Source organism: Streptomyces sp. NPDC031365 (genome assembly GCF_055569765.1).
In genome coordinates, this window is record NZ_JBVIIM010000010.1 from 32,796 (window position 1) to 57,780 (window position 24,985).

The 24,985-nt window shown below is 72.1% G+C and carries 23 protein-coding genes and 1 pseudogene; 8 read left to right on the forward strand and 16 right to left on the reverse strand.

The features are described 5' to 3' along the window. Positions 1 to 136 precede the first annotated feature (136 nt). On the reverse strand, positions 137 to 2,662 hold the full coding sequence (locus ACZ5C2_RS16910) for an ATP-dependent Clp protease ATP-binding subunit (RefSeq protein ID WP_360410015.1): 2,526 nt from the start codon (positions 2,660 to 2,662) through the stop codon (positions 137 to 139). A gap of 432 nt (positions 2,663 to 3,094) precedes the next feature. Here ACZ5C2_RS16910 and ACZ5C2_RS16915 point away from each other — a divergent pair, with 432 nt between their 5' ends. Then, positions 3,095 to 3,775 (forward strand): SCO3374 family protein, encoded by a 681-nt coding sequence (locus ACZ5C2_RS16915; protein WP_468791103.1) that lies wholly within the window; start codon positions 3,095 to 3,097, stop codon positions 3,773 to 3,775. On the opposite strand, the gene ACZ5C2_RS16920 is transcribed toward ACZ5C2_RS16915, so the two are convergent. The 10 genes from ACZ5C2_RS16920 to ACZ5C2_RS16965 all read right to left on the reverse strand — a co-directional run bounded on the left by ACZ5C2_RS16920 (position 3,754) and on the right by ACZ5C2_RS16965 (position 12,009). Then, positions 3,754 to 4,089 carry a histone-like nucleoid-structuring protein Lsr2 gene (locus tag ACZ5C2_RS16920; protein WP_468791105.1) on the reverse strand — a complete coding sequence of 112 codons (336 nt, stop codon included), beginning with the start codon at positions 4,087 to 4,089 and terminating at the stop codon, positions 3,754 to 3,756. The genes ACZ5C2_RS16915 and ACZ5C2_RS16920 overlap by 22 nt on opposite strands. A 225-nt stretch (positions 4,090 to 4,314) precedes the next feature. Continuing rightward, positions 4,315 to 4,848 carry an amino-acid N-acetyltransferase gene (locus tag ACZ5C2_RS16925; protein WP_468791107.1) on the reverse strand — a complete coding sequence of 178 codons (534 nt, stop codon included), beginning with the start codon at positions 4,846 to 4,848 and terminating at the stop codon, positions 4,315 to 4,317. Positions 4,849 to 4,857: 9 nt separating this feature from the next. Further along, positions 4,858 to 5,256, reverse strand: coding sequence for a BlaI/MecI/CopY family transcriptional regulator (locus tag ACZ5C2_RS16930; RefSeq protein WP_468791109.1), 399 nt, complete (start codon positions 5,254 to 5,256; stop codon positions 4,858 to 4,860). A 147-nt stretch (positions 5,257 to 5,403) separates the two neighbouring features. After that, positions 5,404 to 5,595 carry a hypothetical protein gene (locus tag ACZ5C2_RS16935; RefSeq protein WP_468791111.1) on the reverse strand — a complete coding sequence of 64 codons (192 nt, stop codon included), beginning with the start codon at positions 5,593 to 5,595 and terminating at the stop codon, positions 5,404 to 5,406. A 26-nt stretch (positions 5,596 to 5,621) separates the two neighbouring features. Continuing rightward, positions 5,622 to 6,251, reverse strand: coding sequence for a hypothetical protein (locus ACZ5C2_RS16940; RefSeq protein WP_468791113.1), 630 nt, complete (start codon positions 6,249 to 6,251; stop codon positions 5,622 to 5,624). A gap of 180 nt (positions 6,252 to 6,431) precedes the next feature. Then, positions 6,432 to 7,229, reverse strand: coding sequence for a type III pantothenate kinase (locus ACZ5C2_RS16945; protein WP_468791115.1), 798 nt, complete (start codon positions 7,227 to 7,229; stop codon positions 6,432 to 6,434). Positions 7,230 to 7,237: 8 nt separating this feature from the next. Further along, complete coding sequence (nadC, locus tag ACZ5C2_RS16950; protein WP_468791117.1) at positions 7,238 to 8,212, reverse strand: carboxylating nicotinate-nucleotide diphosphorylase; 975 nt, start codon at positions 8,210 to 8,212, stop codon at positions 7,238 to 7,240. A gap of 5 nt (positions 8,213 to 8,217) precedes the next feature. After that, positions 8,218 to 9,963 carry an L-aspartate oxidase gene (locus ACZ5C2_RS16955; RefSeq protein ID WP_468791519.1) on the reverse strand — a complete coding sequence of 582 codons (1,746 nt, stop codon included), beginning with the start codon at positions 9,961 to 9,963 and terminating at the stop codon, positions 8,218 to 8,220. An 11-nt stretch (positions 9,964 to 9,974) separates the two neighbouring features. After that, on the reverse strand, positions 9,975 to 10,964 hold the full coding sequence (panC, locus tag ACZ5C2_RS16960; protein ID WP_468791119.1) for a pantoate--beta-alanine ligase: 990 nt from the start codon (positions 10,962 to 10,964) through the stop codon (positions 9,975 to 9,977). Positions 10,965 to 11,034: 70 nt separating this feature from the next. Further along, entirely contained in the window at positions 11,035 to 12,009 is a 975-nt protein-coding gene (locus tag ACZ5C2_RS16965) for a Rossmann-like and DUF2520 domain-containing protein (protein ID WP_468791121.1), read from the reverse strand. Between the two features lie 170 nt (positions 12,010 to 12,179). Here ACZ5C2_RS16965 and ACZ5C2_RS16970 point away from each other — a divergent pair, with 170 nt between their 5' ends. Together ACZ5C2_RS16970 and ACZ5C2_RS16975 are read left to right on the forward strand one after the other, a co-directional pair. Continuing rightward, positions 12,180 to 13,397, forward strand: a complete 1,218-nt coding sequence (locus ACZ5C2_RS16970; protein WP_468791522.1) for a threonine aldolase family protein — start codon at positions 12,180 to 12,182, stop codon at positions 13,395 to 13,397. Positions 13,398 to 13,546: 149 nt separating this feature from the next. Further along, complete coding sequence (locus tag ACZ5C2_RS16975) at positions 13,547 to 14,653, forward strand: DUF5937 family protein (RefSeq protein ID WP_468791123.1); 1,107 nt, start codon at positions 13,547 to 13,549, stop codon at positions 14,651 to 14,653. Between the two features lie 21 nt (positions 14,654 to 14,674). Here ACZ5C2_RS16975 and ACZ5C2_RS16980 read toward each other — a convergent pair. The 3 genes and pseudogenes from ACZ5C2_RS16980 to ACZ5C2_RS16990 all read right to left on the reverse strand — a co-directional run bounded on the left by ACZ5C2_RS16980 (position 14,675) and on the right by ACZ5C2_RS16990 (position 17,308). Then, positions 14,675 to 15,312 (reverse strand): annotated as a pseudogene (locus tag ACZ5C2_RS16980) (ATP-binding protein). A 40-nt stretch (positions 15,313 to 15,352) separates the two neighbouring features. Continuing rightward, positions 15,353 to 16,024, reverse strand: a complete 672-nt coding sequence (locus ACZ5C2_RS16985; protein ID WP_468791125.1) for a response regulator transcription factor — start codon at positions 16,022 to 16,024, stop codon at positions 15,353 to 15,355. An 81-nt stretch (positions 16,025 to 16,105) separates the two neighbouring features. After that, positions 16,106 to 17,308 carry a sensor histidine kinase gene (locus tag ACZ5C2_RS16990; RefSeq protein WP_468791127.1) on the reverse strand — a complete coding sequence of 401 codons (1,203 nt, stop codon included), beginning with the start codon at positions 17,306 to 17,308 and terminating at the stop codon, positions 16,106 to 16,108. 150 nt (positions 17,309 to 17,458) lie between these two features. On the opposite strand from ACZ5C2_RS16990, the gene ACZ5C2_RS16995 reads away from it, so the two are divergent. Continuing rightward, positions 17,459 to 18,466 carry an SAM-dependent methyltransferase gene (locus ACZ5C2_RS16995; protein ID WP_468791129.1) on the forward strand — a complete coding sequence of 336 codons (1,008 nt, stop codon included), beginning with the start codon at positions 17,459 to 17,461 and terminating at the stop codon, positions 18,464 to 18,466. A gap of 12 nt (positions 18,467 to 18,478) precedes the next feature. On the opposite strand, the gene ACZ5C2_RS17000 is transcribed toward ACZ5C2_RS16995, so the two are convergent. Beyond that, positions 18,479 to 19,630, reverse strand: coding sequence for an NADH-quinone oxidoreductase subunit D (locus ACZ5C2_RS17000; protein WP_468791131.1), 1,152 nt, complete (start codon positions 19,628 to 19,630; stop codon positions 18,479 to 18,481). Between the two features lie 31 nt (positions 19,631 to 19,661). On the opposite strand from ACZ5C2_RS17000, the gene ACZ5C2_RS17005 reads away from it, so the two are divergent. Then, positions 19,662 to 20,207, forward strand: coding sequence for a PH domain-containing protein (locus tag ACZ5C2_RS17005; RefSeq protein ID WP_468791133.1), 546 nt, complete (start codon positions 19,662 to 19,664; stop codon positions 20,205 to 20,207). Then, the gene (locus ACZ5C2_RS17010) at positions 20,204 to 21,538 is read left to right on the forward strand and encodes a PH domain-containing protein (protein ID WP_468791135.1); all 1,335 of its coding nucleotides are present in this window, start codon (positions 20,204 to 20,206) and stop codon (positions 21,536 to 21,538) included. The genes ACZ5C2_RS17005 and ACZ5C2_RS17010 overlap by 4 nt, the downstream gene beginning before the upstream one ends. Positions 21,539 to 21,672: 134 nt before the next feature. Here ACZ5C2_RS17010 and ACZ5C2_RS17015 read toward each other — a convergent pair whose 3' ends face one another. Then, positions 21,673 to 23,001 (reverse strand): hypothetical protein, encoded by a 1,329-nt coding sequence (locus tag ACZ5C2_RS17015; RefSeq protein ID WP_468791137.1) that lies wholly within the window; start codon positions 22,999 to 23,001, stop codon positions 21,673 to 21,675. Between the two features lie 479 nt (positions 23,002 to 23,480). Between ACZ5C2_RS17015 and folP the strand changes: the two genes are divergently transcribed. Then, positions 23,481 to 24,392 carry a dihydropteroate synthase gene (gene folP, locus ACZ5C2_RS17020; RefSeq protein ID WP_468791139.1) on the forward strand — a complete coding sequence of 304 codons (912 nt, stop codon included), beginning with the start codon at positions 23,481 to 23,483 and terminating at the stop codon, positions 24,390 to 24,392. Further along, positions 24,389 to 24,907 (forward strand): nuclear transport factor 2 family protein, encoded by a 519-nt coding sequence (locus tag ACZ5C2_RS17025; RefSeq protein ID WP_468791141.1) that lies wholly within the window; start codon positions 24,389 to 24,391, stop codon positions 24,905 to 24,907. Before folP ends, ACZ5C2_RS17025 begins: the two co-directional genes overlap by 4 nt. The last annotated feature ends 78 nt before the right edge of the window (positions 24,908 to 24,985 follow it).

A 24,985-nucleotide genomic window follows, 5' to 3' on the forward strand; every position in this document is an offset into this window, starting at 1 on the left:
AGAAAAGAGGAAGGGGAAGTAGTAGGAGCAAAAAAAAAAAGACCCCCCCCCCCCCCACCCCCGCCCCCCCCCCCCCCCCCTCCCCCCCCCCCCCCCCCCCAGACCCCTTCTTCGTTCAGGCCGAGCGCCGCAGCGGCTACGCGTCCTTGCTCAGGTTCGGGCCGGCCCCGCCGGCCGCCTGCTCGATCGGCGGGACGTCGGGCAGGGCCGACTTCTCCTCACCACGGAAGGTGAAGGTCTGGGACTCGCCCTCGCCCTCGATGTCCACGACCACGATGTGACCGGGACGCAGCTCGCCGAAGAGGATCTTCTCCGACAGCGAGTCCTCGATCTCGCGCTGGATGGTCCGGCGCAGCGGACGGGCGCCCAGCACGGGGTCGTAGCCCCTCTTGGACAGCAGTTCCTTGGCCGGCTGGGACAGCTCGATGCCCATGTCCCGGTCCTTCAGCCGCTCGTCCACCTTCTCGATCATCAGGTCGACGATCTGCAGGATGTCGTCCTGCGTGAGCTGCGGGAAGACCACCACGTCGTCGACACGGTTGAGGAACTCGGGACGGAAGTGCTGCTTGAGTTCGTCCGAGACCTTGTTCTTCATGCGGTCGTAGTTGGTCTTCGTGTCGCCCGCGGCGGCGAAGCCCAGGTTGAAGCCCTTGGAGATGTCCCGGGTGCCGAGGTTGGTCGTCATGATGATGACCGTGTTCTTGAAGTCCACGACCCGGCCCTGGGAGTCGGTCAGGCGACCGTCCTCCAGGATCTGCAGCAGCGAGTTGAAGATGTCCGGGTGGGCCTTCTCGACCTCGTCGAAGAGAACGACCGAGAACGGCTTGCGGCGCACCTTCTCCGTCAGCTGGCCGCCCTCCTCGTAGCCCACGTAGCCGGGGGGCGAACCGAAGAGGCGCGAGACCGTGTGCTTCTCGCTGAACTCCGACATGTCGAGGGAGATCAGCGCGTCCTCGTCACCGAAGAGGAACTCGGCGAGGGCCTTGGAGAGCTCGGTCTTACCGACACCGGAGGGGCCGGCGAAGATGAACGAGCCACCGGGACGCTTCGGGTCCTTCAGACCGGCCCGGGTGCGGCGGATCGCCTTGGACAGCGCCTTGACGGCGTCCTTCTGGCCGATGACCCGCTTGTGGAGCTCGTCCTCCATGCGCAGCAGGCGGGACGACTCCTCCTCCGTCAGCTTGAAGACCGGAATGCCGGTCGCCGTGGCGAGGACCTCGGCGATCAGGTCGCCGTCGACCTCCGCGACGACATCCATGTCGCCGGCCTTCCACTCCTTCTCCCGCTTCGCCTTGGCGGCCAGGAGCTGCTTCTCCTTGTCGCGCAGGGAGGCGGCCTTCTCGAAGTCCTGCGAGTCGATCGCGGACTCCTTGTCCCGGCGGACACCGGCGATCTTCTCGTCGAACTCGCGCAGGTCCGGCGGCGCGGTCATCCGGCGGATACGCATCCGCGAGCCGGCCTCGTCGATCAGGTCGATCGCCTTGTCCGGCAGGAAGCGGTCCGAGATGTAGCGGTCGGCCAGGGTGGCGGCCTGGACCAGGGCCTCGTCCGTGATGGAGACGCGGTGGTGCGCCTCGTAGCGGTCGCGGAGACCCTTGAGGATCTCGATCGTGTGCGGCAGGGAGGGTTCGGCGACCTGGATCGGCTGGAAGCGGCGCTCGAGGGCCGCGTCCTTCTCCAGGTGCTTGCGGTACTCGTCCAGCGTGGTCGCACCGATGGTCTGCAGCTCGCCGCGGGCCAGCATCGGCTTCAGGATGGAGGCGGCGTCGATGGCGCCCTCGGCGGCACCCGCACCGACCAGCGTGTGCAGCTCGTCGATGAACAGGATGATGTCGCCGCGGGTGCGGATCTCCTTGAGCACCTTCTTCAGGCGCTCCTCGAAGTCACCGCGGTAGCGGGAGCCGGCGACCAGGGCACCGAGGTCCAGGGTGTAGAGGTGCTTGTCCTTGAGGGTCTCGGGCACCTCGCCCTTGACGATGGCCTGGGCGAGGCCCTCCACGACGGCGGTCTTGCCGACGCCGGGCTCACCGATCAGTACCGGGTTGTTCTTGGTACGGCGGGACAGCACCTGCATGACCCGCTCGATCTCCTTCTCGCGCCCGATGACCGGGTCGAGCTTGGACTCACGAGCGGCCTGGGTGAGGTTCCGGCCGAACTGGTCGAGGACCAGGGACGTGGAAGGCGTGCCCTCCGCAGGACCGCCGGCGGTGGCGGTCTCCTTGCCCTGGTAACCGGAGAGCAGCTGGATCACCTGCTGCCGCACGCGGTTCAGATCAGCGCCCAGCTTGACCAGGACCTGGGCGGCGACGCCCTCGCCCTCACGGATCAGGCCGAGCAGGATGTGCTCCGTGCCGATGTAGTTGTGGCCCAGCTGAAGGGCCTCGCGGAGCGACAGCTCCAGAACCTTCTTGGCACGGGGGGTGAAGGGAATGTGACCCGACGGGGCCTGCTGGCCCTGCCCGATGATCTCCTCCACCTGCTGGCGGACCGCCTCGAGCGAAATCCCGAGGCTCTCAAGGGCCTTGGCGGCGACACCCTCACCCTCGTGGATCAGGCCCAGGAGGATGTGCTCGGTGCCGATGTAGTTGTGGTTGAGCATCCGGGCTTCTTCCTGAGCCAGGACGACAACCCGCCGCGCGCGGTCGGTGAACCTCTCGAACATCGTTAATCGCTCCTCAGAGCGGTCAGGCAGTGGGGGGAACTTCCCCTCCCTGTCCTTCCGCAGCTTAGTCCCGCAAGCGGGGACCGCTCATTCCAACTGCCGACACCGTCGATGGCCTCCTGACCCCGCTCACGCCGACATCTCCTCCAACCCGATGGTGCGAGACGATGTTCCCGCAGGCCAGGCAGTTACCCCCATCGCCAGTACGCCCGTGGCGAACGGGAGGCGTGCCGTCCTGCGTGTCGCCCCCTCCCACTAGGGATGTCTTACCCCCTGCTACGGACAGTCCATGCCGAGTGCACGGGTTCCCTCCGCTACGGGCGAACAACCTTGCGCCTGCCCGCATCCCCGCGCGCTCCCTCGTTCGCCACTCCCTGCATGCGCGTACACACCCAGCGTAACCTTCCCTGCCTTCGCACAGTTGCGCGGGGCATGGTTGGCATCCACTCCGCCGGCGTCCCGCGCCCCCGCCGGCCGCTCACACCGAGTGACGACGAGGTCAGGCACTGGTACGAGAACGTGCTGGACTGGCCCACGGTGCCCGGGGCTCCGGTGCGACTGGCGGTGGGGGTGCTGTTCGACGTGCTCGACGTGCCCGTCGAGGCGGGGTACCCGGCGCTGGAGCGCCTGGGGCGCTTCGGTCGGGGCTTCCCGGTGGCCCTCTCCGGCGGCCGGATGCGGCTGCTGGTGGCCGCGGGCAGTGCGGAGGAACTGCCGGGGCTGCTGGAGTGGCTGGACTGGGGCGCACCGCCGGAGCTGGACCTGACGGCGATCGGGGCCGGGGGTCTCATGGAGGCCCCCTGTCCCGTCGGCTCCGGCGCGGACGGCACCGGGGACGGGGCCCGGCCCCGCGGCACCCGCGCGCGCGTGGGGGACGGTTCGCAGGGGGCCGCCGTATGGCTGCGGCCCCCCGGGCCGGGACTCGAGGCCGAGGCCTCGCTGCCGACGCTGTCGGCGATGGGCACGAGGGGTGTCGGCGGGGCCTGTGCGGGCCCCCCGGATCTCGTGCGGCTGGTGAACACCGTGGCGACACAGGTCCACCGGGTTCGGCTGCGGCGCGCGTGTGCGGCCGCCGCCGCACGGACCGACGGTCAGCCGTTGGCCTTTTCGTAGGCCTCGCGGATGGATGCCGGAACACGACCGCGGTCGTTGACCTCGTAACCGTTCTCCTTCGCCCAGGCGCGGATGGCCGCGGTGTCCTGGCCGCCGCCGGAAGAAGCACGCGCCTTTCCACGCCCACCCGAAGCGCGGCCTCCGGTGCGACGACCGCCCTTCACGTAAGGCTCGAGAAGGCCGCGGAGCTTGTCCGCATTGGCGGTGGTGAGATCGATCTCGTACGTCTTGCCGTCCAACGCGAACGTCACGGTCTCGTCCGCCTCGCCGCCGTCGAGGTCGTCGACAAGAAGGACCTGAACCTTCTGTGCCACCGGATTTCCTTTCATCGATAACGTGAGGGGCGGGGTGTGCCGGCGTCCGCCGTATCGCCGCCCCTTGTTATATGCAGTACTGCAGCACTCCGGAAAGCAAACCGCTTTTGCCGTAAAAACACAAACCCCCGGCAGAGATCCGATGCCCGCAGCGGGTACGGAAACGTGCGCGTTTCGGACATAGGGCCCCTGCGGCAAGGGATCCTGTGCCGAATCGCCCGGTGATCACAGATGCAGAAGCATCCGGCTGTTGCCCAAGGTGTTCGGTTTCACGCGTTCGAGACCGAGGAACTCCGCGACGCCCTCGTCATAGGAACGCAGCAGCTCCGCGTACACATCGGTGTCGACGGGGGTCTCCCCGATCTCGACGAAGCCGTGCTTGCTGAAGAAGTCCACTTCGAAGGTCAGGCAGAATACGCGCCGAACACCGAGCCGGCGGGCCGTCTCCAGCAACTTCCCCAGCAACCGGTGTCCGACGCCGGCGCCCTTCAGACCCGGCTTCACGGCCAGAGTGCGGACTTCCGCGAGGTCTTCCCACATCACGTGCAGGGCGCCGCAGCCGACCACCTCCGCGTTGTCGTCCCGTTCCGCGACCCAGAACTCCTGGATGTCCTCGTAAAGCGTCACCGTCGCTTTGTCGAGCAGGATGCCGCCGCGGACGTAGGCGTCAAGGAGACGGCGCACGGCCTGCACATCGCTGGTGCGGGCCCGCCGGACCGTGAGGGCATTTGCGGTGACTTCGGGGCTGTCTGCTGACATGAACGGACGCTATCGTCCGCCGCGGTCCTCGGCGGAGCCGGGGTTCTCATCGGTGGTTTCCGCGGGCTGGACGATCCGTACCGCGTCGGTGAGAGCCCGGCGCTGTTCCTCGCTCATCATGCCGAAGAAGGCCACGAGAGCGGCGGCGGCGTTGTCGCTCTGCGACCACGCTTCGTTCATCAGTGCCGCGGCGTAGGCGGCGCGAGTGGAGACCGCCTCATATCGATAGGCCCGGCCTTCGACTTCTCGGCGTACCCAGCCCTTCTGATGGAGATTGTCCAGAACGGTCATCACTGTCGTGTACGCGATGGACCGTTCCTTCTGCAGGTCTTCCAGGACTTCCCGAACGGTCACCGGGCGGTTCCACTTCCACACCCGCGTCATGACCGCGTCTTCGAGTTCTCCCAAGGGGCGAGGCACAACTCAGAACAATAGTGGGAGATCCCGTCCATGGCGTGCCGGACGGGCACCATCAATGGCAAACATGCACAAAAAGGGCGTACGAATGGAGGTCGTACGCCCTGAGGGCGGTGTGGGCCGGGCCGTGCGCCGGGGTCAGGCCTCGGCCTTGGGGGAGGCGGCCCCGGGGGAAGGGTCGGCGGCCTCCGCCCTCGCGAGGGCCGCGTCGACGGCGGCGTCCTCCTTGGCCTTGTTGGCGCCGCCCTGAGTCTTCACGATCACTCGGATGACGCTGATGAAGAGGACGGCCATGACGACCGGAGGGAGGAGCGCGGAGACGTAGTCCATGACTCCAGGGTAGCCAGACGGAGCCGTCAGCCCACGGCCAGGTGCCGGCCGGACGGAGGGGGCGTGCGTTTGCGGCGGGGGAAGACCTCGCCCGGGGTGGGGACGGGACGGGTGGGCTTGGGGGTGCCGGGAGCGGGAGCGGGGGTGGGAGCGGGGGTGGGAGCGGGGTTCGGTGCGGGATGGGGCCGCGACGGCCTCTCCGCGGGCTTGTCCTTGTCCTTGCCCTTGTCCTTGTCCTTCTCCTGTTCTTCGGCGGCGGCCGCCCGACCTCCCGGAAGAACCGTGAGGCGGGCGCGTTCACAGTGGTGCAGGAGAGCGGCGGCGGCGGGGTTGCCGCGCAGGGCGCGGAGGGCGGCCAGATCATCGGGGTGGGGTGGGTATCCGGCGCCCAACGCCTCCTCAAGGAGCGTGAGGTAGCCGGCTGTGGTGCCGGGGAGGGCGGCGCGGTAGCGGCCGAGGTCGGCCAGGAGGAAGGCACGCAGCCGGGCACTCTCCCGCGCCGCCTCGTCGAGGGAGTCGGCGAGACTGAGGCAGTCCTGGACGTCGTCGGCCGTGGCGGGGGTGGGATGCAGGGCGAGGGCGAGGGCGCGGCGGAGCACGCGCAGCTCCTCCGCACCGAACACCATGCCGCCGCGGGATCCGTAGGGCGTGGGCATGCTGCGACGATACGCGCTAATCAGACAAACCACGCATATAGGGCTTTGGTGTGGCGCCGGCGCCACCCGGGTGGGCGGGACGCCCGACGTCACGGCTCCCGGACCCGTCGGCGCCCGGACACCGGGCCGGGCGGGCCGCGGAACCCGCCCCCGCCCGGCCCACCCCGGCACCGTGCAGCGCTACATGCGCGACACGTTCCGCTCGTACACCAGACGGAGGCCGACCAAGGTCAGCCACGGCTCGTGCTCGTCGATGACCGAGCTCTCGCCCAGCACCATCGGCGCCAGCCCACCTGTCGCGATCACCGTCACCTCGTCGGGATCGTCCGCCAGCTCCCGGGCCATACGGTTGACCACGCCGTCGACCTGGCCCGCGAAGCCGTAGATGATGCCGGACTGCATCGCCTCGACCGTGTTCTTCCCGATCACGCTCCGCGGCCGCGCCACCTCGATCTTGCGCAGCTGCGCGCCGCGGACGCCGAGTGCCTCGACGGAGATCTCGATGCCGGGCGCGATGACACCACCGACGTACTCCCCGCGCGCGCTGACCGCGTCGAACGTCGTCGCCGTGCCGAAGTCGACGACGACGGCCGGACCGCCGTAGAGGTCGACGGCCGCGACCGCGTTGATGATGCGGTCCGCGCCGACCTCCTTGGGGTTGTCGGTGAGGATCGGCACGCCCGTCTTCACGCCCGGCTCCACGAGGATCGCGGGGACGTCCCCGTAGTACCGACGGGTGACCTCGCGCAGTTCGTGCAGGACGGAGGGGACCGTCGCACAGATCGCGATGCCGTCGATGCCGTCGCCCAACTCGTCGCCGAGGAGCGGGTGCATGCCCATGAGGCCCTGGAGGAGGACCGCGAGCTCGTCCGCCGTGCGGCGCGCGTCCGTGGAGATGCGCCAGTGTTCGACGATGTCGTCGCCGTCGAAGAGGCCCAGGACGGTGTGCGTGTTGCCTACGTCGATCGTCAGCAGCATGACCGGTCCTACTCCGCCGCTCGCAGGTCGAGGCCGATGTCCAGGATCGGCGAGGAGTGGGTGAGGGCTCCCACCGCCAGGTAGTCGACGCCCGTGTCGGCGTACGCCTTGGCGCCTGTGAGGGTGAGGCGCCCGGAGGCCTCCAGGGCCGCGCGGCCCTGGACGAGGTCCACCGCCTCAGCACACTCCCCCGGGGTGAAGTTGTCCAGCAGGATCAGGTCGGCGCCGGCGTCCAGGACCTCGCGGAGCTGGTGCAGGGTGTCGACCTCGACCTCGATCGGGACGTCGGGGAAGCGCTCGCGGACCGCGTTGAAGGCCTCGGCGACGCCGCCGGCCGCCACCACGTGGTTGTCCTTCACCAGAGCCGCGTCCGAGAGGGACATGCGGTGGTTGACTCCGCCACCGCAGCGCACGGCGAACTTCTCCAGGCTGCGCAGGCCCGGAGTGGTCTTGCGGGTGTCGCGGACCTTGGCCTTGGTGCCGTCGAGGGCGTCCGCCCACGCGCGCGTGGCGGTGGCGATGCCCGACAGGCGGCACAGGAGGTTCAGGGCGCTGCGCTCCGCGGTGAGGATGTCGCGCGTCCGGGTCGTGACCGAGAGCAGGGTCTGGCCGGCTTCCACGCGGTCGCCGTCCTCCGCGTGGCGTTCGACCTCGAACTCCTCCGTGCAGACGATCGACATGACCGCCTCGGCGATCCTGAGGCCCGCCACCGTACCCGCCTCGCGCGCGGTGAAGTCGGCGGTGGCGACGGCGTCCTCCGGGATGGTCGCGACCGTGGTCACGTCCACGCCGTGGGCCAGGTCCTCCTGGAGAGCCACGTTGGCGATGTCCTCGACCTCCACGGGGTCGAGGCCCGCGTCGGCGAGGAGCTGGGCGAGCGCGGGGTCGAGGCCGCACTCCAGGTAGGTCTCCTCGTCGGCGCCGCAGGCACAGCCGTCGCCACAGCCGCCGGAGGAAACGAGGGGAAGGTCGGGGGTGGTCACTGCTGTCACTGCTCCTGGGGCTGGGGGAGGGTCGGGGGGAAGTCTGTGGTGCCGGTGGTGTGCGCCGCCAGCGAGCGGTCCGGATTCAGCCGTACGACGATGTGCCGGCGCCAGGTCGTGTCGTCGCGCTCCGGGTGGTCCTCGCGCCAGTGGCAGCCGCGGGTCTCCTCACGCCGCCGCGCCGCGGCGACCAGGACGCGGGCCACACACAGGAGGTTGGTGGCCTCCCAGGTGTCGACGCCCGGCTCGGCGGTCTTGCCGTCCTCGTCGAGGGCGTCGCGCGCGTCGGCGTGGAGGCGGTGGAGACGGTCGGCGGCCTCGGACAGGGACGCCTCGGAACGCAGTACGCCCGCTCCCCGGGTCATGGTCCGCTGGATGGTGAAGCGGGCCTCCGGGGGGAGGAGGGGGTGGGCGGGGCGCTCCGTGGGGGGCAGCGGCTGCGGCACGCGCGCGTGGAGGGTTCCGGTGCGTGCGATGTCGGCGGCGATGCTCTCGGCGTAGACCAGGCCTTCGAGGAGGGAGTTGGAGGCGAGGCGGTTGGCCCCGTGCACGCCGGTGCACGCGACCTCGCCGCACGCGTACAGGCCCGGCACGGTGGTGCGGCCGTGGGAGTCGGTGCGGACGCCGCCGGAGGCGTAGTGGGCGGCCGGGGCGACCGGGACGGGCTCGGTGACCGGGTCGATGCCGTGGGCGCGGCAGGCGGCGAGGATCGTGGGGAAGCGGTGCTCCCACATCTCCGCGCCGAAGTGGCGGGCGTCGAGGTACATGTGCTCGGCGTCCTGCTCCCGCATGCGCCGCATGATGCCCTTGGCGACGATGTCGCGGGGGGCCAGTTCGGCGAGTTCGTGCTGCCCCTGCATGAAGCGCACCCCGTCGGCGTCCACCAGGTGGGCGCCCTCGCCGCGTACCGCCTCGGAGACCAGGGGCTGCTGGCCTTCCGCGTCCGGGCCGAGGAAGAGGACCGTGGGGTGGAACTGGACGAACTCGAGGTCGCTCACCTCGGCGCCCGCGCGAAGGGCGAGGGCCACGCCGTCGCCGGTGGAGACGGAGGGGTTCGTGGTCGCCGAGAAGACCTGGCCCATGCCCCCGGTGGCCAGGACCACGGCGGGGGCGTGGACGGCCCCGACGCCGTCGTGCTGGCCCTCGCCCATGACGTGCAGGGTGACGCCGGCGGCGCGGCCGTCGGCGTCCGTGAGGAGGTCCAGGACGAGGGCGTTCTCGATGGTGCGCAGGCCCCGCGCGCGGACCGCCTCGACAAGGGCGCGGGAGATCTCCGCGCCGGTGGCGTCGCCGCCCGCGTGGGCGATGCGGCGGCGGTGGTGGCCGCCCTCACGGGTGAGGGCGAGGCCGCCCTCGGTGGACTCGTCGAAGTGCGCGCCGGTCGCGATGAGGCGGCGTACGGCGTCGGGGCCCTCGGTGACCAGGATGCGGACCGCTTCCTCGTCGCACAGGCCGGCGCCGGCGACCAGGGTGTCGTCCAGGTGCTGCTCGGGGGTGTCGCCGTCGCCGAGGGCGGCGGCGATACCGCCCTGGGCCCAGCGGGTGGAGCCGTCGTCGAGGCGGGCCTTGGTGACGACCACCGTGGTGAGGCCGGCTGCCTCGCACCGCAGTGCCGCGGTGAGGCCGGCGACGCCGGAGCCGACGACCACGACGTCCGCGTCGATGGACCACCCGGGCGCGGGCGCATGCAGACGGGGGCGAGCGCGAAGCGCTTTCGTTCGAGGGTGGTGGTGGGCGACGGGCGGGCGTATGCCTGTGCTGGTCACGAGGCGGCTCCGAAGGTCAGGGGGACGTTGTCGATCAGGCGGGTCCCGCCCACACGGGCGGCGAGGACGAGGACGGCCTCGCCGGTGAAGTCGTCGCCGATCTCGGTGAAGTCGGACGGATCGACCAGGGCCAGGTAGTCCAGTGCGAGGGGCGGGTCGAGCCGGGCGGCCTCGTCGAGGACCAGTCGGGCGGCGGCGCGGATCGCCGCCGTCCCGCCCGCGGTGGTGGCGACGGCGTGTGTGTCGGCCGCCGCGCGGGACTCCCCCATGGCGCTGAGCGCCTCGGCACGCGCGCGTGTGGCGGGCACTTCGCGCGCACGCGCGCGCAGCGCCTGCTGGGCCGCGTGCCGGTCCCGGCCCGCGAACAGGGCCTGGGACAGGGCGAGCGCGGTGCGCCGCTCGGCGGGCGAGAGGTAGCGGTTGCGGCTGGACAGGGCGAGCCCGTCCTCCTCGCGGACGGTGGGGACGCCGACGATCTCGACGCCGAAGTTCAGGTCCCGCACCATGCGGCGGATCAGGGCGAGCTGCTGGGCGTCCTTCTGGCCGTACAGCGCGATATCGGGGCGGGTGAGGTGGAGCAGCTTGGCGACAACGGTGAGCATGCCGTCGAAGTGGCCGGGGCGCGCGGCGCCCTCCAGGCGTCCCCCCATGGGGCCGGCGGTGACGCGGACCTGCGGTTCGCCGCCCGGGTACACCTCGTCCACGGCGGGGGCGAACACGGCGTCGGCGCCCGCCTGGCCGGCGAGCTCGAGGTCGGCGTCCAGAGTGCGCGGGTACCGGTCCAGGTCCTCACCCGCGCCGAACTGCAGCGGGTTGACGAAGACGGTGACCACCACCTCGCCGCCGGGGCCGGCGATCTCCCGCGCGGTGCGGATCAGCGTGGCGTGTCCCTCGTGCAGTGCGCCCATGGTCATCACGACGGCGCGGCAGCCGGTGCGCGCGCGTGCGTGCAGTTCGGCGGCGGTGCGCAGCAGGGCGGCGGTCATCGGGCGGCTCCGTTCGGGAACGCGCGCGTCGTCGTACGGCCGGGGCCGGCGGAGTGCCGTGCGGCGCCGCTCATCGGTCCTCCCCAGGGGTGCCGTCGGTGCCGTCGGTGCCATGGGCCCCGCCTGCTCCGGCGGCTCCGGCGGCTCCGTCGGCCAGCACGCCGAGCAGGTCCTCGGCGAGTTCCGGCTTGAGCAGGCCGTGGGCGAGGGCGCGGTCGGCGGTGGCGCGGGCCATGGCGAGGTAGCCGGCGACGGCCCCCGGGGAGTGCCTGCGCAGCTCGGCGACATGCGCGGCGACCGTGCCCGCGTCACCCCGCGCGACCGGGCCGGTGAGGGCCGCGTCGCCGGAGCGCAGGGCGTTGTCCAGGGCGGCGCCGAGCAGCGGGCCGAGCATCCGGTCCGGGGCCTCGACTCCGGCGGTGCGCAGCAGTTCCAGGGACTGGGCCACGAGGGTGACCAGGTGATTGGCGCCCAGGGCGAGCGCCGCGTGGTAGAGCGGGCGGTTCTCCTCGGCGATCCACTCCGGTTCGCCGCCCATCTCGATGACCAGGGCTCCGGCGGCCAGCCGCAACTCGTCGGGGGCGGTGACTCCGAAGGAGCAGCCGGCGAGGCGCTGCACGTCGACGGGGGTGCCGGTGAACGTCATCGCCGGGTGCAGGGCGATGGGCAGCGCACCGGCGCGCAGGGCGGGGTCGAGCACCTTCGCGCCGTACCGGCCCGAGGTGTGCACCAGCAGCTGGCCGGGCCGCACCGCACCGGTGTCGGCGAGTCCGGAGACCAACTCGGGCAGCGCGTCGTCCGGGACGGTCAGCAGCACCAGCTCGGACCGCTGGAGCACCTCGGCGGGCGGCAGCACCGGCACGTCCGGGAGCATCTGCTCGGCGCGCCTGCGGGAGGCGTCGGAGACGGCGGAGACGGCCACCGGGCGGTGCCCGGCGAGCTGGAGGGACACGGCCAGGGCGGGGCCCACGCGTCCGGCGCCGACGACGCCGACGGTGAGCCGCGCGGGGCGGTCCCTGGGATCGGGCTGTGGGGTTGTGTTCACGCGACGGTGGCCTTCCCGTTCCAGTCCGCTCGGGGTACCGGACGATTTCTCGTCATGTTAACGCGATCGGTTCCGGGGGCGGTCGGTTGTCCACAGGCTGTGGGTTTCCGTGCGGGGCGGTGACACTCGCGCGTGCGGAAATGTGGGTGCCCGCACGGGCGGGGCGCGGGATGATCGCGGGCATGAAGGGGACGGCACACGACGACGACAGCACGGCGGTGGAGGGCGGGCGGCTGCCCGGGGCGAAGGACGACGAGTCGCGGCCGTCGCTGCGCGAACGGCGGATCGCCGCCTGGCGCGGTGCCCCGCGCGTACTCGCGCGCCTCGGTTTCCTCGCTCCTCTCTCGGAGCGGCTGGCACTGCTGCAGGCGGCGGGGAACGTGTACGACCTCGACAAGGACTCCGACATCTACGGCAACGGTGTCGTGGAGGCCCTGGAGAAGCGGGTCGCCGCTCTGCTCGGCACCGAGACGGCCGCGTTCTTCCCGACCGGAACGATGGCCCAGCAGGTCGCGCTGCGCTGCTGGGCCGGCCGTACCGGCGACCCGGCGGTCGCCCTGCACCCGCTCAGCCACCCGGAGGTGTATGAGCGGAACGCGTTCAGCCGGGTCAGCGGGTTGCGGCCGGTGCGGATCACGAACGAGCCCCGACTGCCCACCGCCGCGGAGGTGCGCGACTTCGAGGAGCCCTTCGGGGCGCTGATGCTGGAACTGCCGCTCAGGGAGGCCGGTTTCGTGCTGCCCACGTGGGAGGAGCTGACCGAGGTGGTGGACGCCGCGCGGGAACGCGAGGCGGTCGTGCACTTCGACGGAGCCCGGCTGTGGGAGTGCACCGAGCACTTCGGCCGGCCGCTGGAGGAGATCGCGGGCCTCGCGGACAGCGTCTACGTGTCCTTCTACAAGTCCCTCGACGCCTACGGCGGAGCGGCCCTCGCCGGCCCCGCGACCCTGATCGAGGAGGCGAGGGCCTGGCGGCACCGGTACGGGGGCAACGTCTTCCAGCAGTTCCCGACCGCGCTGTCGGCGCTGATCGGCCTGGAGCGGGAGCTGCCCCGGCTGCCGGAGTACGTCAGGCACGCGCGCGTGGTGGCCGCCGCCTTGCGCGAAGGGCTCGAGGCGGGCGGGCTGCCCTGGTTCCGGGTCCACCCCGAGGTGCCGCACACCCACGACTTCCAGGTGTGGCTGCCGTACGAGGCCGACGTCGTGGCCGAGGTGGCGATCGGGGCGGCGGAGGAGACGGGGGCCGCGCTCTTCGCCGACCACTGGGATCCGAAGGGGCCGGGGGTGTCCTTCACGGAGGTGTACGTACGGGCGGCGGGGCTGGAGTGGACGGCCGGGGACGTACGGGCGGCGGCGGAGGAGTTCGCGCGGCGGCTGCTCCGCAGCTGATGTCGACCGAACGCCGGAAGGGCGGGCTCCAGCCCTTCCGGCGTTCGAGGATCGGGGTCTGGGGCGGAGCCCCGGGTGCGGGGCGGGAAGGGGCGGCGGGGCGGGAGGAATTCCTCACCGGACGGTGTGGCGGGGTGCACCATGTGGGCATGGGCGTGAGCATCGACATCGCGGGGCTGCGGCCGGAGGATGTCTCCGTCGTCCCCTCCCCCCTGGCCGAGCTCGGGATGGCCCTGCACGCGCTGTCCGAGCCGGGACACCACCCCGGCCTCCAGGGCTGGGTCACGGGCGTGACCTCGCGGCTGGACCCGCATCTGGCGGACCGCATGTGCGAGGCCGACTTCCTGTGGCGGACGACGTTCTCGGACCTGTTCCTGCCCAGCGCGGGCGTACCGGGCCGCCGGACGCTCCCGGGCGGGACGCTCGCCGAGGAGCTGGACCTGCTGGACAAGCTGTCCGACGAGCAGTTCGTGAACACCGCCCTGGAGTTCACCTGCGCCCTCCCCTACGGCCTGCCGGGCCCCGGCCCGCTCGCCGACGAGGTGCTGCGCCGGCGCTCGCTGGAACTGGCCGCCGCGCGGGGGCCGCAGCAGGTGCGCTTCACCGAGCGGCTGCTCGCCGAGCCGCCGCGGACCAGGGCCTGGCTGCGGCGGTTCCTCCAGGACTGCGACGAGGCGTTCTTCGCCGGCACCTGGGCCCGGCTGCGGCATCAGCTCGCCGCGGACACCCGCCTCAAGTCCGACCTGCTCCGGCACAAGGGGCTGGCCGAGACGCTGGCCTCGGTGTCCCCGGCGGTGACGCTCGACGAGAGCGCCGGCCGCATCACCGTCGACAAGCTGGGCGACGGCCGGACGGCCACGGGCGACGGCGGGCTGCTGCTGATCCCGACCAGCCTCGGCCGGCCGCACCTGATGGTGCTGCACCGGCACGGCTGGCAGCCGGTGCTGCACTACCCGGTCGGCTCCCCCGAACCGGCCGCCCCGCCGACGGTCGGCCAGCTCGCTCTGCGGATGACCGCGCTGTCCCATCCGGTCCGTATGCGTATGTGCCGTCATCTGGCCCGCAGCGAGTACACCACCAGCGAGCTGGCGCAGGTGCACGGCATGACGGCACCGGAGATATCCCGGCACCTGGGTGTGCTGAAGAAGGCCGGGCTGATCAGCACGCGCCGTCGGGGACGGTATGTGCTGCACCAACTGGATGTGACGGTCGTGGCCCGGCTCGGCAGTGACTTCCTGGAGGGGATCCTGCGCTGAGGGCACGCGCCGCGTGTGCGGTCAGTCCCAGCGGATGTGCCGGAGGCCGACCCCCGCCTGGCGCAGCCGCGTCCGCAGCCGGCCCCCGTGGTGGGGTCGCAGGGTCAGTCCGGCCAGTACGGCGATGCGGTCCGCCGTTTTCGGCACCGTGGTGTGGTCGGTCCACAGGTGCTCGGCGAACTCGGGCTCGCCGAGCCGCTCGAGGCAGTGGTCGAGCCGCTGTACCGCCCAGCTCTCCCGGCGAAGGGCGGCGTGGCCCATGACGGCCCCGAGGAGGTGTCCGAAGCCGCGCTCGCGAAGCCGCCGCAGCACTGTCGCCCGCTCCGCGAGGAGGGTGAAGTGGTGCACTTCGTGACCGAGTTCACGCAGCCGGCCGACGGTCTCCGCGAAGTGCCCGGGATCGGTGACGGTCATGGGGGCGATCACCACGCCGTCGTGCGCGGTCAGGACGAGGTCGAGGACCTCGACCACGCTCCGCCGCCAGGACTCCAGGTCCCGGAAGTCCCCGCGGAGTTCGCGCGGAAGCATGCGGTGCAGGCCGAACCCGGGTTGTTCCGGGTCGCAGACGACGCTGCCCGGCAGACGGCGTCGTATCTCGTGTGCCGGCAGCCGTCGGACGGATCGCCGCCCCCGAAGGGGCCGTTGATCCACAGGAGCATGGGCAGACCCTACCGACGCCGCCTGCGCGCGCGGGGCCGTTCAGCCGTGTCCGCCGGCCCGGACCAGCCCGGTCTCGTAGGCGAGGACGACCACCTGCACCCGGTCGCGCAGGCCCACCTTGGTGAGGATGCGGCCCACGTGGGTCTTCACGGTCGCTTCGGAGAGCACCAGCCGGGCCGCGATCTCACCGTTGGACAGGCCCTGCGCGACGAGCACCATGACCTCCCGTTCCCGCTCGGTGAGCCGTTCCAGCTCCTTGTGCGCGGGCTGCTTGCCGGAGCTGGGCAGCATCGGGGCGAAGCGGTCCAGGAGCCGCCGGGTGGTGGAGGGGGCGACCACGGCGTCGCCGCTGTGCACCGCGCGGATCGCGGTGAGCAGTTCCCCCGGCGGCACGTCTTTGAGCATGAAGCCGGAGGCGCCCGCCTTCAGCCCGGAGAAGGCGTATTCGTCGAGGTCGAAGGTGGTGAGGATCAGTACCTTGGGCGGGTCGGTGTCCGCGCAGATCCGGCGCGTCGTCTCCACGCCGTCGAGTTTGGGCATACGGACGTCCATCAGCACCACGTCGACGGCGGTGGAGCGCAGCACCTGGAGGGCCTCGACGCCGTCGCCCGCCTCCGCCACGACGTCCATGTCCGGCTGGGCGTCCAGCACCATCCGGAACCCGGTGCGCAGCAGCACCTGGTCGTCGACGAGCATCACGCGGATCGTCATCGGGCCTCTTCCGTTCGGTCGTCAGGTCGTCAGGTCGTCACAAGGGTTGTGACAGGCGTCAACAGGGGGCGTGCGCGGACGTCAATGCGCGGGTTTGAGCGGCAGCAACACACTGATGCGGAATCCTCCGCCCGGACGCGGTCCCGCGTCCAGGGTTCCGCCGACCATGCCGACCCGTTCACGCATGCCGATCAGGCCGTGGCCCTGGCCGTCGAAGCCGCCCTCCTCGTACAGCTCGTGGGGAGCGCCCTTGCCGTCGTCCTCCACGAGCAGTCCCAGCCCGTCGTCGAAGTACACCAGGCGCACGCTGGCGCCCACGTTGGGGCCGCCGTGCTTGCGGGTGTTGGTGAGCGCCTCCTGCACGATGCGGTAGGCGGTGAGCTCGACACCGCTGGGCAGCGCGCGCGGGGTGCCCTCGACCTTGAAGTCCACGGGCAGTCCGGACTCCCGGCACTGCCCGACCAGGTCCTCGATCTGCTGTACGTCGGGCTGCGGCACGTACTCCCCGGCCTCCTCGTGCTCGCCGGTGCGCAGCACGCCCAGCAGGCGGCGCATCTCGGCCAGCGCCTGGCGGCCGGTGGAGGAGATGGTCTCCAGGGCCTTTTTCGCCTGGTCGGGTGCGGCGTCGAGGACGTAGGCGGCGCCGTCGGCCTGCACGACCATCACCGACACGTTGTGAGCGACGACGTCGTGCAGCTCGCGGGCTATCCGGGCGCGTTCGGCGGCGACGGCGACCTTGGCCTGCGCCGCGCGTTCCTTCTCCAGCCGGGCGGCCCGCTCCTCCAGCTGCGCGAAGTACGCGCGGCGGGTGCGGATCGAGTCGCCGAGCACCCAGGCGAGCGCGAAGGGCACGGTCTGGAAGATCATTATGGCGAGATTGCCCGCCGGGCCCGTGTCCTCGCTCGGCCAGCGCAGCTGCGCGAGCGGGGCCGCGCACAGGCCGGCGGTCAGCGCGAGGCGGGAGGACCAGCGCGCCCCGACCGCCGCGACCGTGTACACGATCACCAGCAGGGCGAAGTCGGCGGGTACTGTCGCCACGTCCGCGATCAGCTGTCCCACGCCCACGGCGAGGGCGAGGACCAGCATCCGCTCGGGCATCCGGCGGCGCAGTGCGACGACCAGCGACAACAGCAGCATGACCGGCACGGTGAGGGCCCGCAGGTCCGTCCCCCGGGCCTCCTCGAGGTTCTCTCCACCGATCAGCGAAATACCGAACAGGACCACGGCCCAGAAGCCGTCGACCCAGGTCGGGTGTCTGCGGAGGAAGTCATAGAGGCGTTGCACGTAACCCAGCGTAGGGAAGTGAAATGCGTGCAGGGGTCAACCGGAGGGCCGATCCCCGGTCGGTACGTGTACTCCGCAAGGTGGAGGCGGGGCATATCCGCGCGCTTAACCTGGGCCGGTGACGAGGGCGTGGGCGGGTGGGGGAAACCGGTGACGGCAGGGACGGGAGAGGGCGGCCGGCGGGGCTGGCGGGCGGCGGCCCAGGACGCCCTGTACGGGCCGTGCGGCTTCTACCGCGGGCCGGGGAAGGGCCCGGCCGGGCACTTCCGTACGTCGGTGCACGCCTCCCCGCTGTTCGCCGCGGCCGTGGCGCGGCTGCTGTGCCGGGTCGACGAGGCGCTGGGACGTCCGGCGGTGCTCGACTTCGTGGACATGGCGGCCGGGCGGGGCGAGCTGGTCACCGGGGTGGTCGCCGCGTTGCCCGCCGACGTGGCGGCACGCACGCGCGCCTACGCCGTCGAGCTGGCCGAGCGGCCCGCCGGGCTCGATCACCGCATCGCGTGGCGGGCGGAGCCCCCGGAGCGGATCACGGGACTGCTCTTCGCCAACGAGTGGCTGGACAACGTACCCGTGGACGTCGTCGAGGTGGACGCGGCGGGCGTACCGCGGCTGGTGCTGGTACGGGAGGACGGGACCGAACGGCTCGGTGAGCCGGTCTCCGGCGCGGAGGCCGAGTGGCTGGCGCGCTGGTGGCCGCTGGGCGCGGAGGAAGGGCTCCGCGCGGAGATCGGGCTGCCCCGGGACCAGGCCTGGGCGGCGTCGGCCGGAACGGTCGTGCGCGGGCTCGCCGTCGCCGTGGACTACGCGCACACGGTCGCCGCGCGGCCGCCGTTCGGGACGCTGACGGCCTTCCGGGAGGGACGGGAGACGGTGCCCGTGCCGGACGGCTCGTGCGACATCACCGCGCATGTCGCCCTGGACGCGTGCGCCGCCGCCGCGCGCCCCGGCGCTCGCCTGCTGCCGCAGCGGGACGCCCTGCACGCGCTGGGGCTGAGCGGCGCACGCCCCCCGCTGGCCCTGGCGTCCACCGACCCCGCCGGGTACGTACGCGCCCTCGCGAGCGCCGGGGAGGCCGCCGAGCTCACCGCGCCGGGCGGTCTCGGGGACTTCGGGTGGCTGGTGCTGCCGGCGGGGATCGAGGAGGTACTCGACGGCTGACGCCCGCCCGGGTCACTTGTCGATGTCGCCCACCACGAAGAACAACGACCCGAGGATCGCCACCATGTCCGCGACCAGCGTCCCCGGCAGCAGCTCGGTGAGCGCCTGGATGTTGTTGTACGACGCCGAGCGCAGCTTCAGCCGGTACGGGGTCTTCTCGCCCTTGCTGACCAGGTAGTAGCCGTTGATGCCGAGGGGGTTCTCGGTCCACGCGTACGTGTGACCCTCGGGCGCCTTGAGGACCTTCGGGAGCCGCTGGTTGACCGGGCCCGGCGGCAGCTCGGCGAGCCGGTCGAGGCAGGCGTCGGCGAGATCGAGGGCGTTGTGGGTCTGTGCCAGGAGGCACTCGAAGCGCGCCAGGCAGTCGCCCTCCTCACGGGTCACCACCTTCAGGACGTCGCCCAGTTCGCCGTAGGCGAGGTACGGCTCGTCACGGCGCAGGTCGAAGTCCACGCCCGAGGCGCGCCCGATCGGCCCGCTCACGCCGTACGCGTGCACGGCCTGCGGGGACAGCACGCCGACGCCGCGCGTGCGGCCGCGGAAGATCTCGTTGCCGAGCACCAGGTCGTCGAAGCGGTCCATGCGGGAGCGCACGTCGGCGACGGCGACGCGGGCGCGCGTCGTCCATCCTGCGGGGAGGTCCTCCTTGAGGCCGCCCACGCGGTTGAACATGTAGTGCATCCGCCCGCCGGAGACCTCCTCCATGACGTGCTGGAGCTCCTCGCGCTCGCGGAAGGCGTAGAAGATCGGGGTGATGCCGCCGAGTTCCAGCGGATAGGAGCCGAGGAACATCAGGTGGTTGAGCACCCGGTTCAGCTCCGCGAGCAGCGTGCGCAGCCACACCGCGCGCTCGGGGACCTCCATGCCGAGCATCCGCTCCACGGCGAGGACCACGCCCAGCTCGTTGGAGAAGGCCGACAGCCAGTCATGCCGGTTGGCCAGCATGATGATCTGTCGGTAGTCACGGGCCTCGAACAGCTTCTCCGCGCCCCGGTGCATATAGCCGATCACGGGCTCCGCGCGGACGATGCGTTCGCCGTCCAGGACGAGCTTCAGCCGTAGCACGCCGTGTGTGGAGGGATGCTGGGGTCCGATGTTGAGCACCATGTCGGTGCTCTCCGCCGCGCCGCCGATGCCGACCATGGTCTCCGTCGTTGGAGTCATGGACACAGTCTCCCCTACGTACGCTGGGCCCATGGAGACGGGGAGCCCGCACGACATGGGGCCGGCGGAAATGGGCAGGACGGCGCGGGCAGCCGGACCGGTGGGCGGGGCAGACGGGCCCGTGTGGATCGCGCTGCCGCCCGGGCTGTTGAAGATGCGACGGTTGTTGCTGGTGGTGTGGCTGGGGTTGCTGGCCCTGGCCGCCGGGCTGCTACCGGGGCTGCTGGCCGGGCCGGGCTGGGCCGCCTTGGCGGCACTGCCGCTGGCCGTACTGGCCTGGGGCTGGGTGATGCTGGAGCGGAACTGGCGTTCCTGGCGGTACGCGGAGCGCGCCGACGACCTGTTGCTCAGCCGGGGCGTCCTGTGGCGCCAGGAGACGATCGTGCCGTACGGGCGGATGCAGCTGGTCGAGGTCACCTCCGGGCCCGTCGAGCGGCACTTCGGGCTGGCCAGCGTGCAACTGCACACGGCGGCCGCGGCGACCGACGCCACCATCCCCGGCCTCGACCCGGCCGAGGCCGAACGGCTGCGCGACCGGCTCACGGAGCTCGGCGAGGCCCGATCGGCGGGGCTGTGACGGCCCCGGACGTCCACGAGGACGTACGCGACCGACCGCCCGTGGCCGAGAGGCGGCTGCACCCCATCACGCCCTTCAGGCGGGCGTGGGCACCCGTCGCCGTGCTGATCGGGTGGGCGTTGCACGACCCCGACCAGGCACAGCGCCAGCTGACCCGGCTGACGACCACCACCCTGTTGGCCGGGCTCGCCGTGCTCCTCCCGGCCGCCGCCCTCTACGGCTTCCTGACCTGGTGGTTCACCCACTTCGCGGTGACGGAGAGCGAGCTGCGCATCCGCACCGGTCTGCTGTTCCGCCGCACCGCGCACATCCGGCTGGAGCGGATCCAGGCCATCGACATCACCCAGCCGCTGCTCGCGCGGGTCGCGGGCGTGGCGAAACTCAGACTCGACGTCATAGGCACCGACAAGAAGGACGAACTCGCCTTCCTCGGCGCCGACGAGGCACGCGTTCTGCGTGCCGAGTTGCTCGCGCGGGCGGCGGGATTCGCGCCGGAGACCGCACACGAGGTGGGCGAGGCACCGTCCCGGCAGATGCTGCGGGTGCCGCCGGGTGTACTCGCCGTCTCGCTGCTGCTGACCGGCGCGACCTGGGGCTGGCTCATGGTCGCCGCTGTCGCGCTGCCGTTGCTCTGGACGGCCACCCACAGCCTGTGGACCGTGCTCGCCGCCGCCGTTCCGATGCTGGGCGCGGTGGGCGCGAGCAGCGTGGGGCGGTTCGTCACCGAGTACGACTGGACGCTGGGCGAGTCGCCGGACGGGCTGCGCATCGACCACGGGCTGCTGGACCGGGCGCACGAGACGGTACCGCCGGGGCGCGTGCAGACGGTACGCCTCGTCGAGCCGCTGCTGTGGCGGCGGCGGGGGTGGGTGCGCGTGGAGCTCGACGTGGCGGGGTCCTCGAACTCCCTGCTGTTGCCGGTCGCCCCGCGCGAGCTCGCCGAGTCGGTCGTCGCGCGGGTGCTGCCCGGGGTGAGCGTTCCCCCGCGCGAGGCGCTCGTCCGGCCGCCGCGCCGCGCGCGGTGGTGCGTGCCGGTGTGGTGGCGCGGCTACGGGCTCACCGTCACCGACGCGGTGTTCGCCGCGCGGCACGGGCTGCTGCGGCGCAGCCTGTCCCTGGTACCGCACGCCAAGGTGCAGAGCGTACGGCTCGTTCAGGGCCCCTGGCAGCGCGCCAGGGGCGTCGCCGACGTCGTGGTGGACACCGGTGCCAACAAGTCGGTCACGGCCCGCCTCAGGGACGCCTCGGAGGCGGCGTCCCTGCTGCGGGCCCAGGCGGAACGCTCCCGCACCGGCCGCAGGGACGCCCGCCCGGACCGCTGGATGGCCTGATCGGCCCGCACCAGGGCTCCCGCGACGGCCTCGGAAACGCTGCCGCGGAACGGCGGACGGCACGCACACGCGAGGCGGCACGCCGACGGGGCCCGTCCTTGGAAGGTGCGGGCCCCGTCGGTGTGGCCGGTGGTTCAGGAGACCGCGCTGCGCAGGCCCTGGACGTCGATGTGTTCTGTCTCGTCGTGTTCCGTCAGGTCGATGACCTGGCCGACACCACGGGCCTGCTCGTCGGCGGGCTTGTACCGCGCCTCGGCCTCGGCCTTGTGCAGGGCGAGCGCCTCCTGGCCGACGACATCGGCGAGGTCCTCGTTCTGCACGGCGTCCAGCGCGGACTCGTCCGTGTCCTTCTTCGTCCCGAAGAAGTCGAAACCGCCCTGGGACACGGGACGCCGTACGGGCTCCCTCGGCGGTACGACCGCCACCGCGGTCGGCACGGTGAAGTGTCCGGAGGGCCGGCGCACGGGCTGGGCGGGAGGAGCCGCCGGCGTGGCGGAGGCGGCCGCGCGCTCGTGGTCGCCGGCCGCCTCGGGCTGCCCCTCGGCCTCGTCCTCCTGCGCCGGCTCGGGCCTGGGCTTCTTGGTGGGCCCGGGACCGTCGTCCTCGGGCGTGCCGTCGCCCTTCGGGGAATCGTTCCGCTCCGGGGACGCTGCGGCCCCCGGCGTGCCACCGGCGGGCCGGGCGGCCGCACCGTCCTCCGCTGCCGTGCCGGCATCGGCATCGGCGCCGACATCGGCATCGGCTCGCTCCTCCGGAGCGTCCACCTCGGCCGCACCCTCCTCGGCGTCCTCGGCTTTTCCGGCGAACCGCGACAGCGCCGCGTCGGCACGCAGGAACAGCTTGGACCCCTCCGGCGAGAAGGCCGCGGGGGCGGTTGCCTCCGTCTCCTCGGCGCCCGTCCCGTCGTCCGTCGACGACGTCTCGGACACCGCCTCCCCCGGCGTCTCCGCCGACCCCGGCACGACGGATACCGCGGACGGTCCCGCCGGCAGCGCGCGGGCCGGAACCGCGGCCTCTATCTCGAGCACCCGCCGCTCTTCCAGAACGCTTGCCCGTTCGACCTCCGCCGCCGCGTACCTTCGCAGCAGCGATGCGTGCTCGTTGCGCAGCCCGGCCAGTTCCGCGCGCTTGGCGCGCAGCCGCTGCTCCAGCTTCATCCGCAGCTCACGCGACTCCTCGAGGTCGGACTCGAGTTCGGCGACCCGTTCCTCGAAACGCCACTCGTCACTCGCACGCGCGCGCGTGAGATCGGCGACGCGTTTACCCGCCTGGGCGTCCCAGTGCCGCATGACGACGGCGCCGACAATCGCGGTGACCGCGGCGGCCGCGGCCAGAACGCGAAGCATCAGCGGTTGCGTGAACACCCAGGGCCCCAGGGCACAGACGACGGAGACGCCTGCGATCGCCGACGGGGGCAGCATCCTGTGCAGGGGCGGGGAATGACGGTGACGTCCACGTGGCATGGCCAGAAACTTACCGCGCGTAGGCGAATCGTGGTGCCCCGCCCCGTAAAAACAAAGCCACAACGAGGGTTTCACAGGACATCAGGGAACTCGGACGGAACGTGAATAGACACATTGACCAAATTCATCAAGATCGCCTGCCGCCCGGAAGGCGGTGAAGTCACTGCCGGCGCATTCCCCTTCGCGTATGCCCGCACCACCGACCGCACCACCGACCGCACCGCCGGCCCCGTCCGAACATCCGCCCGCGCGGAGTGAACCTCGCCCCCGAAGACACCGCCCCAGAGGGCGCAATGTCGCCGAATGCTCGAATTGTCACCCGGATCCACGACCTCCCGCGCCACACACCGGACGCGATGTCCGTCAGGACGGGTGAGGACATGTCGGGCGACGGAGCGCACCACAGTGGTCCGCGCGCCCCGCCCCGGCCGCCCGGGCCGAGGCACACCCCGGCCGCTCTCTGGGCCTACGCTGAACATATGAGCAACCACAGCGGACGCCGCCAGGTCGCGGGCCTTCCTCACTGGGACCGGTGCGCGGTCATGGGAGTCGTCAACGTCACCCCCGACTCCTTCTCCGACGGCGGCCGCTGGTTCGACACGACGACCGCCGTCAAGCACGGCCTCGACCTGGTCGCCCAGGGTGCCGACCTGGTCGACGTCGGCGGCGAGTCCACCCGGCCCGGCGCCACCCGGGTCGACGAGGCCGAGGAGCTCAAGCGCGTCATCCCCGTGGTGCGCGGCCTCGCCTCCGAGGGCATCACCGTCTCCGTCGACACCATGCGCGCCTCGGTGGCCGAGCGGTCCCTCGCGGCCGGCGCCGCCCTCGTCAACGACGTCAGCGGCGGCCTCGCCGACCCCGCCATGATCTCCGTCGTGGCCGCCGCCGGAGCGCCGTTCGTCGTCATGCACTGGCGCGGCTTCCTGGAGGGCGGCAACGTCGAGGGCGTCTACGCCGACGTGGTCACCGAGGTCGCCGACGAACTGCGCGCACGTGTGGAGGCCGTTCTGGAGGGCGGCATCACGGCCGACCGCGTGATCATCGACCCCGGCCTGGGCTTCTCCAAGGACGCCGGCCACGACCTGGCCCTGATCGCCCGCCTCGACCGTCTGCTGGGCCTCGGACACCCCGTGCTCGTCGCCGCCTCCCGCAAGCGGTTCCTCGGCCGCGTCCTGGCCGGCCCGGACGCCTCTCCCCCGCCCGCCCGCGAACGCGACGCGGCCACCGCCGCCGTCTCCGCACTCGCGGCCGGGGCCGGCGCCTGGGCCGTCCGCGTGCACGAGGTACGCGCGAGCGCGGACGCCGTACGGGTCACACACGCGATAGAACAGGCACGCACGGAGCGCCCCACCCCGGCACCCGGCGCGCGCGGCGCAGAAGGAGCCCGGTGACGGCGCCCCACACCGATGTCGAGCAGGTCGAAGCCGCCAACACCGGCTTCTACGAGGCGCTGGAGAGGGGCGACTTCGAAGAGGTCGCGTCGCTCTGGCTCACGCCGGCCGACCTCGGCGTCGACGAGACGTACCACGACCCGGCGGACAGCGGCGTGGTTTCCTGCGTCCACCCCGGCTGGCCGGTGCTCACCGGACGCGGCGAGGTCCTGAGGTCGTACGCCCTGATCATGGCGAACACCGACTACATCCAGTTCTTCCTCACCGATGTGCATGTGTCCGTGACCGGCGACACCGCCCTGGTGACCTGTACCGAGAACATCCTCAGCGGCGGCCCCGCCCCCGAGGCGGGCGAGGAGCTGGGGCCCCTGGTCGGCCAGCTCGTCGTCGCCACCAACGTGTTCCGGCGCACCCCGGCCGGCTGGAAGCTCTGGTCGCACCACGCCTCCCCGGTCCTCGCCGAGGAGGACGAGACCGAGGACGACGACGTCCCCGGACCGGACACCCCGGACTAGGCCCGCCGTCCCCGGGGCGAACGAACGGTGAAACCTTCGGACACCGGCCCGCGGCGGCACCCCGGGGCACCGGCACTG

What these genes read in the sequence shown, in the direction of transcription:
- ACZ5C2_RS16910 (WP_360410015.1), bottom strand. Translation starts at nt 2,662, where the DNA reads ATGTTCGAGAGGTTCACCGACCGCGCGCGGCGGGTTGTCGTCCTGGCT.
- ACZ5C2_RS16915 (WP_468791103.1), top strand. Translation starts at nt 3,095, where the DNA reads ATGGTTGGCATCCACTCCGCCGGCGTCCCGCGCCCCCGCCGGCCGCTC.
- ACZ5C2_RS16925 (WP_468791107.1), bottom strand. Translation starts at nt 4,848, where the DNA reads ATGTCAGCAGACAGCCCCGAAGTCACCGCAAATGCCCTCACGGTCCGG.
- ACZ5C2_RS16935 (WP_468791111.1), bottom strand. Translation starts at nt 5,595, where the DNA reads ATGGACTACGTCTCCGCGCTCCTCCCTCCGGTCGTCATGGCCGTCCTC.
- ACZ5C2_RS16940 (WP_468791113.1), bottom strand. Translation starts at nt 6,251, where the DNA reads ATGCCCACGCCCTACGGATCCCGCGGCGGCATGGTGTTCGGTGCGGAG.
- ACZ5C2_RS16945 (WP_468791115.1), bottom strand. Translation starts at nt 7,229, where the DNA reads ATGCTGCTGACGATCGACGTAGGCAACACGCACACCGTCCTGGGCCTC.
- panC (WP_468791119.1), bottom strand. Translation starts at nt 10,964, where the DNA reads ATGACCGCCGCCCTGCTGCGCACCGCCGCCGAACTGCACGCACGCGCG.
- ACZ5C2_RS16970 (WP_468791522.1), top strand. Translation starts at nt 12,180, where the DNA reads ATGATCGCGGGCATGAAGGGGACGGCACACGACGACGACAGCACGGCG.
- ACZ5C2_RS16975 (WP_468791123.1), top strand. Translation starts at nt 13,547, where the DNA reads ATGGGCGTGAGCATCGACATCGCGGGGCTGCGGCCGGAGGATGTCTCC.
- ACZ5C2_RS16985 (WP_468791125.1), bottom strand. Translation starts at nt 16,024, where the DNA reads ATGACGATCCGCGTGATGCTCGTCGACGACCAGGTGCTGCTGCGCACC.
- ACZ5C2_RS17000 (WP_468791131.1), bottom strand. Translation starts at nt 19,630, where the DNA reads ATGACTCCAACGACGGAGACCATGGTCGGCATCGGCGGCGCGGCGGAG.
- ACZ5C2_RS17005 (WP_468791133.1), top strand. Translation starts at nt 19,662, where the DNA reads ATGGAGACGGGGAGCCCGCACGACATGGGGCCGGCGGAAATGGGCAGG.
- ACZ5C2_RS17015 (WP_468791137.1), bottom strand. Translation starts at nt 23,001, where the DNA reads ATGCCACGTGGACGTCACCGTCATTCCCCGCCCCTGCACAGGATGCTG.
- folP (WP_468791139.1), top strand. Translation starts at nt 23,481, where the DNA reads ATGAGCAACCACAGCGGACGCCGCCAGGTCGCGGGCCTTCCTCACTGG.